11 protein-coding genes (1 of these 11 only partly in view) are annotated in these 11005 nt (G+C 68.5%); 8 read left to right on the top strand and 3 right to left on the bottom strand.

Translation table 11 applies throughout. From position 1 onward, the window contains the following. A protein-coding gene (locus SriyCCGPB3_RS01495; protein WP_110710813.1) for a M23 family metallopeptidase crosses the window boundary here: on the top strand, positions 1 to 1037 show its 3' portion. Its footprint begins 436 nt before the window's first position; the window shows 1037 of its 1473 coding nt (coding positions 437-1473); its start codon lies beyond the left edge, outside the window; its stop codon occupies positions 1035 to 1037. A gap of 65 nt (positions 1038 to 1102) precedes the next feature. Continuing rightward, positions 1103 to 2230 carry an anhydro-N-acetylmuramic acid kinase gene (locus tag SriyCCGPB3_RS01490; RefSeq protein ID WP_153856769.1) on the top strand — a complete coding sequence of 376 codons (1128 nt, stop codon included), beginning with the start codon at positions 1103 to 1105 and terminating at the stop codon, positions 2228 to 2230. 107 nt (positions 2231 to 2337) lie between these two features. Here the strand turns inward: SriyCCGPB3_RS01490 and SriyCCGPB3_RS01485 are convergent, their stop codons facing one another. The 3 genes from SriyCCGPB3_RS01485 to SriyCCGPB3_RS01475 all read right to left on the bottom strand — a co-directional run bounded on the left by SriyCCGPB3_RS01485 (position 2338) and on the right by SriyCCGPB3_RS01475 (position 4748). Further along, on the bottom strand, positions 2338 to 2568 hold the full coding sequence (locus SriyCCGPB3_RS01485; RefSeq protein WP_088023589.1) for a hypothetical protein: 231 nt from the start codon (positions 2566 to 2568) through the stop codon (positions 2338 to 2340). A gap of 78 nt (positions 2569 to 2646) precedes the next feature. Then, positions 2647 to 3951 (bottom strand): AmpG family muropeptide MFS transporter, encoded by a 1305-nt coding sequence (locus SriyCCGPB3_RS01480; protein WP_180855591.1) that lies wholly within the window; start codon positions 3949 to 3951, stop codon positions 2647 to 2649. Beyond that, positions 3948 to 4748, bottom strand: coding sequence for an exodeoxyribonuclease III (locus SriyCCGPB3_RS01475; RefSeq protein ID WP_032128444.1), 801 nt, complete (start codon positions 4746 to 4748; stop codon positions 3948 to 3950). Before SriyCCGPB3_RS01475 ends, SriyCCGPB3_RS01480 begins: the two co-directional genes overlap by 4 nt. Before the next feature lie 162 nt (positions 4749 to 4910). Between SriyCCGPB3_RS01475 and pyrE the strand changes: the two genes are divergently transcribed. The 6 genes from pyrE to kdpC all read left to right on the top strand — a co-directional run bounded on the left by pyrE (position 4911) and on the right by kdpC (position 11000). Further along, positions 4911 to 5570, top strand: coding sequence for an orotate phosphoribosyltransferase (gene pyrE, locus SriyCCGPB3_RS01470; protein ID WP_350259766.1), 660 nt, complete (start codon positions 4911 to 4913; stop codon positions 5568 to 5570). Positions 5571 to 5589: 19 nt separating this feature from the next. Beyond that, a complete protein-coding gene (locus SriyCCGPB3_RS01465) occupies positions 5590 to 6252 on the top strand; it encodes a hypothetical protein (RefSeq protein ID WP_110710811.1) in 663 nt (220 codons plus the stop codon). Positions 6253 to 6473: 221 nt separating this feature from the next. Next, complete coding sequence (locus tag SriyCCGPB3_RS01460; RefSeq protein WP_005407770.1) at positions 6474 to 6566, top strand: potassium-transporting ATPase subunit F; 93 nt, start codon at positions 6474 to 6476, stop codon at positions 6564 to 6566. 12 nt (positions 6567 to 6578) lie between these two features. Beyond that, positions 6579 to 8285: a potassium-transporting ATPase subunit KdpA gene (kdpA, locus tag SriyCCGPB3_RS01455; protein WP_110710810.1), complete on the top strand. Its 1707-nt coding sequence runs from the start codon at positions 6579 to 6581 to the stop codon at positions 8283 to 8285. A gap of 10 nt (positions 8286 to 8295) precedes the next feature. Beyond that, the gene (gene kdpB / locus SriyCCGPB3_RS01450; protein WP_110710809.1) at positions 8296 to 10353 is read left to right on the top strand and encodes a potassium-transporting ATPase subunit KdpB; all 2058 of its coding nucleotides are present in this window, start codon (positions 8296 to 8298) and stop codon (positions 10351 to 10353) included. Continuing rightward, positions 10350 to 11000, top strand: a complete 651-nt coding sequence (gene kdpC, locus SriyCCGPB3_RS01445) for a potassium-transporting ATPase subunit KdpC (RefSeq protein ID WP_110710808.1) — start codon at positions 10350 to 10352, stop codon at positions 10998 to 11000. The genes kdpB and kdpC overlap by 4 nt, the downstream gene beginning before the upstream one ends. Positions 11001 to 11005 lie beyond the last annotated feature (5 nt).

Below are 11005 nucleotides of genomic sequence, written 5' to 3'. Positions count from 1 at the left end.
GGGCCGAGATCGCCTTCGACATGCCGCTGTCCGGTGACCTGCGCAGCATCCGCTTCGACCGCGATGCCGACAACCGGGTGGAACTGAGCCTGGCCGGCGATGACATCAAGGAGAAGGTGACCAAACGCGAGACCTCCACGCGCACGGTGGTCACCAGCGGCGAGATCACCAGCTCGCTGTATGCCGCGGCCCGGCGCGCCGGGCTGTCGCCGTCGGCGATCGCGACGATGACCGACGACATCTTCAAGTATGACATCGACTTCTCGAAGGACCTGCAGCCGGGCGACCGCTTCAGCGTGGTGATGGATGAAACCTGGCGCGAAGGCGAGAAGGTGGACACCAGCAAGATCCTGGCCGCGACCTTCACCACCGGTGGCAAGACCTATTCCGGCTTCCGCTTCGACCGCAACGGCAAGTCCGAGTACTACGACATCAACGGCCGTTCGCTGAAGAAGAGCTTCATCCGCATGCCGATCCCGTTCGCGCGGCTGAGCTCGACCTTTGGCGCGCGCAAGCACCCGGTGCTGGGCAAGATGCGCATGCACAAGGGCGTGGACTACGCCGCGCGCACCGGCACCCCGATCATGGCCGCCGGCGACGCCCGCGTGCAGTTCGCCGGGGTGCAGCGCGGCTACGGCAACGTGGTGATCCTCGACCACGGCCGCGGCCACACCACCCTGTACGGCCACATGTCGCGCTTTGCGAACATCAAGACCGGCCAGCGCGTGGCCCAGGGCACGGTGATCGGCTATGTCGGCTCGACCGGCCTGGCGACCGGCCCGCACCTGCACTACGAATTCCGCGTCAACGGCGAGCACCGCAACCCGCTGACCGTGACCATGCCGCCGCCGGAGCCGCTGAAGGGCGCCGAGCTGGTCGCCTTCCGCGCGCAGACCGCACCGGCGATGGCCCGCATCCAGGGCATGGAGAAGCTGATCTACGCCGACGCCAGCCCGGCGCCGACCAGCCGCGACGAAGCCGCCCCCGAGGTGGCCAGCGCCAGGGACAAGCAGGCGACCGGCCGCAAGCGCGGCTGAGCCCCTGCGTTGACGAAGAAGGACGCGGCAGCCCAAGCTTGCCGCGTCCTTTTTTTATGCCCGCCATGAACACGACTACCGACGCTGACGCCCCCCTGTACCTTGGCCTGATGTCGGGCACCAGCGCCGACGGCATCGATGCCGCACTGGTGCAGTTCCCGAGCAGTGGCGGCTGCCGCTTCGTGCACGGCCTGACTGCCCGCTGGGAGCCGGTGCTGCGGGCGCGGCTGGTGGCGCTGGGCGAAGGTGGCCCGCTGGACTCGCTGGAGGAGTTGGGCGAGCTGGACGCGCGGATCGCGATCAACTTCGCCGAGGCCGCCAACCAGCTGCTGGCCGAGGCCGGGGTGGACCGCAGCCAGGTGCGCGCGATCGGCTCGCACGGCCAGACCGTGCGCCATCGTCCGCTGGCCAACCCCGCCTTCACCGTGCAGCTGGGCGACGGCAACCGCATCGCCGAGCTGACCGGGATCACCACGGTCTCTGACTTCCGCCGCCGCGACGTGGCGGCCGGGGGCCATGGGGCGCCGCTGATGCCGGCCTTCCACCTCGGCATGCTGGGCACCGCCGACGAAGACCGCGCGGTGCTGAACCTGGGCGGCATCGCCAACCTGACCCTGATCCCGCGCGAAGGCGCGGTGCGTGGCTTCGATACCGGCCCGGCCAACGCGCTGATGGATGCCTGGTGCCAGCGCCACACCGGCCGCACCTTCGATGCCGATGGCGCGTATGCCGCCAGTGGCGCGGTGGACGAGGGCCTGCTGGCCGGCTGGCGTTCGGAGCCGTGGTTTGACCTGCCGCCTCCGAAGAGCACCGGCCGCGAACAGTTCCATCTGGCCTGGGCCGAGGCACACATGGGCGAAGGCCAGTACGCCGCCGCTGATGTGCAGGCCACCCTGCTGGAGCTGACCGTGGCGACGGTGGCCGATGCGCTGCTGGCGCAGCAGCCGCAGACCCGGCGCCTGCTGGTCTGTGGCGGCGGGGTGCGCAACCGGCAGCTGATGAAGCGGCTGGCGGCGCGGCTGCCGGAGGTGCAGGTGGAGTCCAGCGCGGTGCATGGGCTGGACCCGGAGTACGTGGAGGCGATGGGCTTTGCGTGGCTGGCGCAGCGGACGATGGACGGGCTGGCCGGCAACCTGCCGAGCGTGACCGGGGCGACGGGGCCGCGGATCCTGGGTGCGATCCACCTGGCGTGAGGTGGCGTCATCCACGCAGGTGAGGCGCCGTTGTAGAGCCGAGCCATGCTCGGCTTCGCGCGGGCCGGGCCAAGAGCAGCCGAGCATGGCTCGGCTCTACAAAAGCACTAATCGAAGCCCTGCCCTGCGGGCAGGGCCTGCAGGGCGGCGATGGCGTCGGAGAGCGCGTCCACTTCGGGATCACCGAAGCCGGAGCGGACCTCCAGTTCACTGCTGAACAGGCCCTGCTCCAGCAAGGCGGTGCAGGTCTGTTCGTGGGTCCAGCCGCGGGCGACCGCGACGCGTCGGATACGTTCCAGCAGCAGCGGGTCCAGGTCCCGCAGCACAACGTCGGCCATGCTCACTTCCCCGTTCGCAAGGCACCGCCCCCTCGGCGCGTCGGGGGCGATGATCCCGCAGACCGGGCGGGCAGGCAATCAGGCGACCGGCGGCGGCCCGCGGTCGGCGATCCGCGGCCACAGCCACGCCAGCAGCAACAGGGTCGGCACCACGGTGATCGAGCTGAGGATGAAGAACGTGCTGTAGGACGTGGCTTCGACGATGTAGCCGGAGACACCGCCGACGAACTTGCCGGGCAGGTTGGCCAGCGACACCAGCAGCGCGTACTGGGTGGCGGTGAAGTTGCGGTCGGTCAGCGACGACATGAAGGCAACCAGCACGGTGCCGGCAAAGCCCTGGAACAGGTTGTCGGCACTGAGTGCGGCATAGAACGCCCACAGCTTGCCCGGGTTGTGCGCCATCAGCAGGAAGGCCAGGTTGGACAGCGCCACGCCCAGTGCGGCCACCAGCAGCATGCGGCGGAAGCCGAACGCGGCCACCGCGATACCGCCCAGGAACGCACCACCGATCCCCATCCACACGCCGAACAGCTTGGAGACGGTGGCGATGTCGGCCTTGTCGAACCCCGAATCGAGATAGAACGGCCCGGCCATCACACCGATCACCTGGTCGGGGAACTTGAACAGGCCGACAAAGGCCAGCAGCACCAGTGCCAGCGCCACGCCATTGCGGCTGAAGAAGCTGGAAATGGGCTGGATGAAGGCTTCGGCGATATCGATGCGGCGCTGCACGGCGGTGACCGGGCGCTCCGGCTCGGCACACAGCAGGGTGGTGACGATCGGCAGCAGCATCAGTGCCGCCATCGCCAGATAGGCGACGATCCAGCCTTCGAACTGGGCCAGGTACAGTGCGCCAGCGCCCGCCAGGATCAAGCCGATCCGGTAGCCCAGCGTATAGGTCGCAGCCAGCGCAGCCTGGGCGGCCTGCGGCGCGATCTCGATGCGATAGGCATCGACGGCGGAGTCCTGGGTGGCGCCGGCGAACGACGCCACCAGCACCCACATCACCAGCGGCCAGACACCCTGTTCTGGCCGCACGAAGGCCAGTGCCACCAGGCCGACCAGCACCAGCGCCTGCGACACCAGCAGCCACGAACGACGGCGACCGAGCCCACCCAGCAACGGGAAGGCATAGCGGTCCAGCAACGGTGCCCACAGGAACTTGAGCAGGTAGAAGAAGCTGGCCAGGCTGATCAGGCCGATGCTGCCCAGGTCCAGGCCGACGTCGCGCAGGCGCGTGGACAGGGTCTGCGAAGCGATCAGCAGGAACGGCAGGCCGCTGCCGAAGCCAAGCATGGCCATGGTCAGCGCCGACGGGGTACCGAAGGCACGCTTGATTCCTGCCCAGCCCTTGTAGCTGACCGGCGTGGCCGCCTCGGTCACAGGTCGTAGTCCACGATGAACGGCGCGTGGTCGGAGAAGCGCTCGTCGCGGTAGATCGAGCAGCTGCGCAGGCGGTCACGCAGGCCCGGGGTGATGAACTGGTAGTCGATGCGCCAACCAACGTTGTTGGCGCGGGCAGCGCCGCGGTTGCTCCACCAGGTGTAGTCCTCGCCGGTGGGGTTGAGCAGGCGGTAGGCGTCAGCCCAGCCACGGCCGGCGGCGACATCGGTGGCCTGGCCATGGTCGGCGCACAGGGCGTTGAGCCAGTCGCGCTCTTCCGGCAGGCAGCCGGAGTTCTTCTGGTTGGACTTCCAGTTCTTGATGTCCAGCGCCGAACGCACGATGTTCCAGTCGCCGCACAGCACGTAGTCGCGGCCGCTGCGCGCCCATTCCTCGAGGATCGGCCGCAGCCATTCCATCACTTCGAACTTGAAGCCCTGGCGCAGGTCGCCCGAGCTGCCCGACGGGATATAGAAGGAGACCACGCTGAGGTTGCCGTAGCGCGCCTCGATGTAGCGGCCTTCGTCGTCGAACGGGGCCCAGCCCAGCGAGGTGATCACCTGGTCCGGCTCGCGCTTGCTGTAGATCGCCACGCCGCTGTAGCCCTTCTTGGTGATGGCGTCGCGGTAGAAGCAGTGGTGGCCGTCCGGGCGGAACATCGGATCGGTCAGCTGGTCTTCCTGGGCCTTGGTCTCCTGGATGCACAGGACGTCGGCGTCCTGGGACCGGAACCAGTCGAGGAAGCCCTTGGTTGCGGCGGAGCGGATGCCATTGGCGTTGAAACTGATGATGCGCATGCGGGGGACCTGCGGCGGGAAACCGGGCAAGCATACCGGTTGCCCGCGGGGCTGCGCAGTCCGCCAGGCCGGGCCGCGACACCCTTCACAGGGCCCCGGACGAGCGCGAAACGCCCAGCTGGATTAGGATTTGTGCTCCAAATGAAGATGAATCGAGTTTTGATGAGCGACCACCGCCACCGTTTCCTGCAGCTGGCCCTGACCGCCGACGCCCTGCGCTTCGGCCAGTTCACCCTCAAGTCCGGCCGGCTGAGCCCCTATTTCTTCAACGCCGGTCGTTTCGACTCCGGTTCGCTGCTGTCGCAGCTCGGCGCCTGCTACGCCGATGCCATCGATGCCACCGGGATCAAGTACGACGTGGTGTTCGGCCCGGCCTACAAGGGCATTCCGCTGGCCACCGCGATGGCCTGCGAACTGGCCCAGCGTGGCCGCGACCTGCCGCTGTCGTTCAACCGCAAGGAAGCCAAGGACCACGGTGAAGGCGGCCAGCTGATCGGCGCCGACATGAACGGCAAGCGCGTGCTGATCGTCGACGACGTGATCACCGCTGGCACCGCGATCCGTGAAGCGCTGGGCATCATCCGCACCGCCGGTGGCACCCCGGCCGGCATCGTGGTGGCGCTGGACCGCCAGGAGATCGCTTCGGAAACCGATCGCCGTTCGGCGGCACAGTCGGTGGCCGAAGAGGCCGGCATTCCGGTGATCGCCGTGGCGTCACTGGCCGACCTGCTTGATTTCGCCTCCGGCAACCCGGAACTTGTGGGTTACCGGCAGCCGCTGGAAGCCTACCGGGCCCAGTACGGCGTCCGTTCGATCCGCTGACCGACCCAGGGGAAAGGTCATGTCCCGAGTTCCTGCTGTCCTCTTTGCCGGCCTGCTGCTGGCCGTGCCGTTCACCGTACCGGCGCAGTCGCGCGACAGCGGCAAGACGGAAAAGAAGCTGTACTGCTGGAACGAGGGCAAGGAGCGGATCTGCAGTGATTCGCTGCCGGCCGACGCGGTCAACCATGCCCGCGAGGAGTTCAACGCGAAGAGCGGCCTGCGCAATGCGCAGGTCCAGCGCGCGTTGACCGACGAAGAGCGCGCCGCCGCCAGCACGGAGGCGGCGCAGCAGCAGCTGGACCTGATGGCCGCGCAGACCCGCCAGCGCACCGAGCAGGCCATGCTGACCACCTATGGCAGCGAGGACGACCTGCGCCGGGTGTTCGCCGAGCGCCAGGAAGTGCTGGACAACAACCTGAAGACCGCCGAGTACAACGTCACCAGCCTGCGTGAGTCGCTGGTGGCGCTGCTGGCGGCCGCAGGTGACCGCGAACTGGCCGGTGGCAAGGTGGCCGACAAGCAGGCCGAGGCGATCCGCCAGCGGCACGTGCAACTGCAGTCGCAGCAACGCCTGCAGGCCGGGTTCCTGCAGCAGCAGCAGGCGTTGAAGGTGGAAATTGAAAGCACCCTGCAGCGCTATCGCGAGCTGAAGGGGCTGGTGCCGGCGAGCCAGGCTCCGTAATTCGCCTGTAGCGCCGGGCCCGCGCTCGGCTCTGCGTGACCTTGGGAAAGAGCAGCCGAGCATGGGCTCGGCTCTACAGCAGGCGGCGCCTGGTTACGGGTTGGCCCACGGAATTTATGCACTCTTTACGCGTCGGCCCGGTCCGGCGCGTAGTGCGTTTATGGGCGGCAGGACGACGATGACGGCCTGAGGTGGAGGGGTTCCACCAGGACGCTATTGCAATGTCCCCCTGGCTGTCGTTGTTGTGTGGCGTGCTGGTGCTGGTCGCCGCCGCCTATCTTCTTTATGTCGTGCTGCGGCCCGAGTCGTTCTGAGCGGAGCCGGCCATGACTGAGATGCTTGTGATTATTGCCGCCAGCCTGCTGCTGGCGTGGCCGCTGGGCCTGTACCTGGCCCGCGTGATGCGTGGCACGCCGATGAAGGTCGACGTGCTGTTCCACTGGATCGAGAAGCCGCTGTACAGGGTGTTCGGGGTCGATCCGTCGCGCTCGATGTCCTGGCGCGGCTACGTGCTGGCCTTCGTACTGAGCAACGTGGTGGTCGCGGTACTGACCCAGGCGGTGTTCATGACCCAGGCCTGGCTGCCGCTGAATCCGGACCAGATCCCGAACATGCGCTGGGACACCGCGCTGCACACGATGATCTCGTTCCTGACCAACACCAACCAGCAGCACTATTCGGGCCAGGCGCAGCTGTCCTACCTCTCGCAGATGACCGGCATCACCGGCCTGCAGGTGGTGACGCCGATGATGGGCCTGGCGCTGGCAGTGGCGACGCTGCGGGCGTTGTTCTCGCGTGCGCCGCAGGCGGCGGCGACGGGTACCGGCGATGACCGCCAGGTGGCGGTGGGCAACTACTACGTGGACGTGGTGCGCCTGTGCGTGCGCTTCCTGCTGCCGCTGTGCCTGGTGTGGACCCTGCTGCTGACCAGCCAGGGCGTGCCGTCGACGATGACCGGTGGGCCGCAGGCCACGCCGATCGACGCCAGCGCCGGCATGGCCGAACAGAAGCTGCCGCTGGGCCCGGTCGCGGCGATGGTCGCGGCCAAGCAGCTGGGCGCCAACGGTGGCGGCTGGTACGGCCCGAACAGCAGCTTCCCGCTGGAGAACCCGACCCCGCTGTCGAACGCGCTGGAAATCGTCGGCATCCTGCTGGTGCCGATGGCGGTGATCTTCATGATCGGTGCGTTCACCGGCCGACGTCGCTTCGGCGCCCTGGTGTTCAGCTGCATGCTGGGCATGTCGCTGCTTTCCACCGGCGCGATGATGTGGAGCGAAGGGCATAGCGCCAGCGCCGCCACTCCGCTGCTGATGGAAGGCAAGGAGGTGCGCTTCGGCGCCGATGGCACTGCGCTGTGGGCGGCGGTGACCACCCAGGTCTCCAACGGTTCGGTCAACGGCATGCACGATTCGCTGGCACCGCTGAGTGGCGGCATCGCGATGGTCAACATGCTGGTCAGCGCGATCTGGGGCGGCATCGGCTGTGGCCTGCAGCAGTTCATCGTCTATCTGCTGCTGGGTGTGTTCCTGGCCGGGTTGATGACCGGGCGCACGCCGGAACTGTTCGGCCGCAAGCTGGAGACGCCACAGGTGCGCCTGCTGGCCCTGCTGGTGCTGCTGCAGCCGATCACCCTGCTGGTGTTCACCGCGATCACCCTGGCCGTGCCCGGCCTGGCAGGGACCTCCAACCCCGGCTTCCATGGCATCAGCCAGGTCTTCTACGAGTACGTCTCGGCCTACGCCAACAACGGCTCGGGCTTCGAAGGGCTGGGCGACGCCACGCTGTGGTGGAACCTGAGCTGCTCGCTGGTACTGCTGCTGGGCCGCTTCCCGCTGCTGATCATTCCGCTGGTGGTGGCCGCACAGCTGGCTGCCAAGCGCCAGGCCCCGGAGTCTGCCGGCAGCCTGCAGATCGAAACCCCGACCTTCGCCCTGACCCTGGTCTCGGTGATCGTCATCCTGACCGTGCTGCAGTTCATGCCGGCGCTGGTACTCGGCCCGATCGCCGACCACCTGAGCCTGGGACTGCACTAAGGACACCCTGATGAGTACCCAAGCAAGTTCAACCCGTAGTACCCATGCAGCGCGCCCTGCCCTGCTGGATGGCGCCGGCCTGCGCCGTGCGCTGGTCGACGCAGTGCGCAAGCTGTCGCCGATGCATCTGGTGCGCAGCCCGGTGATGGCGGTGGTGATGGCCGGCACGATCGTGGCCGCGATCGTCACCCTGACCGGCAATGCGCCGCTGGGCTTCGGCCTGGCAGTGACCGTGATCCTGCTGGTGACCGTGCTGTTCGGCAACTTCGCCGAAGCGGTGGCCGAAGCGCGTGGCCGTGGCCAGGCCGCCTCGCTGCGGCGTGCCCGCCAGGACCTGGTGGCACGCCGGCTGGCGGCGCCGCAGCCGGGCGCCGCCGAAACCCAGGTGCCGGCCGCCGAACTGCGCCCGGGCGACCATGTGATCGTCAGCGCCGGTGAACTGGTGCCGGCCGATGGCGAGATCGTGCAAGGCCTGGCCACCATCAACGAAGCGGCGGTGACCGGCGAATCGGCCCCCGTGCTGCGCGAGGCCGGTACCGACCGTTCCGGCGTGATCGGCGGCACCAAGGTGCTGTCCGACCAGATCATCGTGCGGGTGACTGCCGAGCCGGGCCACAGCTTCCTGGACCGGATGATCGCGCTGGTGGAGGGCGCCAACCGCCAGAAGACCCCGAACGAGATCGCGCTGACCCTGCTGCTGGCCGCGATGACGCTGACCTTCCTGGTGGTGGTGGCCACGTTGCCGGCCATTGGTGCCGCCGTCGGCGTCAAGGTCGACCCGCTGCTGCTGATCGCGCTGCTGGTGTGCCTGATCCCGACCACCATCGGCGGCCTGCTGCCGGCCATCGGCATCGCCGGCATGAACCGTGCGCTGGCCGCCAACGTGCTGGCCAAGTCGGGCAAGGCGGTGGAGGTGGCCGGCGACGTCGACGTGCTGCTGCTGGACAAGACCGGCACCATCACCTACGGCGACCGCCAGGCCAGCCACTTCCATCCGCTGGCCGGCATCGACGCCAGCCAACTGCGCGAGGCGGCACTGCTGTCCTCGCTGGCCGACCCGACCCCGGAAGGCAAGTCGATCGTGCGCCTGGCGCGCGAACAGGGTTGTGCCACCGCCGAACCGGACCACGCCGAGTACCTGGCGTTCAGTGCGCAGACCCGCATGTCCGGCGTGGATCTGGAACATGGGCGGCAGATCCGCAAGGGCGCCGCCGATGCGATCCGCACCCACGTGCAGGCGCTGGGCGGCAACGTGCCGGCGGAACTGGCCGGTCGCGTCGAGCAGGTCGCACGCAATGGTGCCACCCCGCTGGTGGTGGCCGAGGGCCGCCACGTGCTGGGCGTGATCGAGCTGTCGGACGTGGTCAAGCACGGCATGCGCGAGAAGTTCGCGCAGCTGCGGGCGATGGGTATCCGCACGGTGATGATCACCGGCGACAACCCGCTGACCGCCGCCGCGATCGCTGCCGAAGCCGGCGTCGACGACTACATCGCCGAGGCTCGCCCGGAGGACAAGCTGGCACGCATCCGCCAGGAGCAGGCCGGCGGCCGCCTGGTGGCGATGGTCGGTGACGGGACCAACGACGCCCCCGCACTGGCCCAGGCCGACATCGGCCTGGCGATGAACTCCGGTACGCAGGCGGCGAAGGAGGCCGGCAACATGGTCGACCTCGATTCGGATCCGGCCAAGCTGCTGGCAGTGGTGGAAGTCGGCAAGCAGCAGCTGATCACCCGCGGCGCGCTGACCACCTTCTCGCTGGCCAACGACGTCTCCAAGTACTTCGCGATCCTGCCGGCGCTGTTCGCCGCGGCCGTTCCGACCATGGCCGCCTTGAACGTGATGCAGCTGTCGAGCCCGCGCAATGCGGTGCTGGCAGCGCTGATCTTCAACGCCCTGGTGATTCCCGCCCTGATCCCGCTCGCCCTGCGTGGCGTGCGCTTCCGCCCGGCCACTGCAACCGCACTGCTGCGCCGGAACATGCTGGTGTACGGCCTCGGCGGCGTGCTGCTGCCGTTCGCAGCGATCAAGGCGATCGACCTTCTTCTTGTCCTGGTATTCGGCGCATGAACCGTACTGCTTCCACTTCATCTTCCCTTCCGCGCGAACAGAAGGCCGAGGCCCGCGTGGCCAGCCTGCAGGATGGTGCCAGCTGGCGCCCGGCGATCGGCCTGGGCCTGGCTACCCTGCTGCTGGCCGGTGCGGTCTACGCCGGTATCGCCACCGGTTTCGCCGGCCTGGCCTACCCGACCCAGGCCGAGGGCAGCCTGCTGCGCGATGGCAGCGGCCAGGTGCGCGGCTCGGCATGGTTGTCGCAGCCGTTCAACGGTGACGGCTACTTCCAGGCACGTCCGTCGGCAGCCAACTACGACCCGATGGCCGCGGCCGGTTCCAACATGGCGCGCAGCAATCCGGCCCTGGCCGAGCGTGTTGCCGCCAGCACCGCTGCGGTGGCCGCGCGCGAAGGCGTCACCCCGGCGCAGGTACCGGCAGACCTGGTCACGCAGTCCGCGGGTGGCCTGGATCCGCAGCTGTCGCCGGCCGCGGCGCAGCTGCAGGTGGCACGCGTGGCGCGCGCCCGTGGCCTGCCGGTGGAACGCGTGCAGGCACTGGTGCAGGCGCATACCGAAGGTCGCCAGTGGGGCCTGTTCGGCCAGCCGCGGGTGAACGTGGTGACGCTGAACTTCGCGCTGGACCATGCGGCCAAGGCACCGTGATGCCG

Origin of the sequence: Stenotrophomonas riyadhensis, from assembly GCF_040256885.1 — a bacterium.
Classification (GTDB): Bacteria; Pseudomonadota; Gammaproteobacteria; order Xanthomonadales; family Xanthomonadaceae; genus Stenotrophomonas; species Stenotrophomonas riyadhensis.
The sequence above is the reverse complement of the archived record's forward strand: the minus strand, read 5'-3'. Positions and strand labels throughout refer to the sequence as shown.

Coding starts and splice junctions, on each gene's coding strand:
- SriyCCGPB3_RS01490 (WP_153856769.1), top strand. CDS start 1,103: ATGAACACGACTACCGACGCTGACGCCCCCCTGTACCTTGGCCTGATG.
- SriyCCGPB3_RS01485 (WP_088023589.1), bottom strand. CDS start 2,568: ATGGCCGACGTTGTGCTGCGGGACCTGGACCCGCTGCTGCTGGAACGT.
- SriyCCGPB3_RS01475 (WP_032128444.1), bottom strand. CDS start 4,748: ATGCGCATCATCAGTTTCAACGCCAATGGCATCCGCTCCGCCGCAACC.
- pyrE (WP_350259766.1), top strand. CDS start 4,911: ATGAGCGACCACCGCCACCGTTTCCTGCAGCTGGCCCTGACCGCCGAC.
- SriyCCGPB3_RS01465 (WP_110710811.1), top strand. CDS start 5,590: ATGTCCCGAGTTCCTGCTGTCCTCTTTGCCGGCCTGCTGCTGGCCGTG.
- SriyCCGPB3_RS01460 (WP_005407770.1), top strand. CDS start 6,474: ATGTCCCCCTGGCTGTCGTTGTTGTGTGGCGTGCTGGTGCTGGTCGCC.
- kdpA (WP_110710810.1), top strand. CDS start 6,579: ATGACTGAGATGCTTGTGATTATTGCCGCCAGCCTGCTGCTGGCGTGG.
- kdpB (WP_110710809.1), top strand. CDS start 8,296: ATGAGTACCCAAGCAAGTTCAACCCGTAGTACCCATGCAGCGCGCCCT.
- kdpC (WP_110710808.1), top strand. CDS start 10,350: ATGAACCGTACTGCTTCCACTTCATCTTCCCTTCCGCGCGAACAGAAG.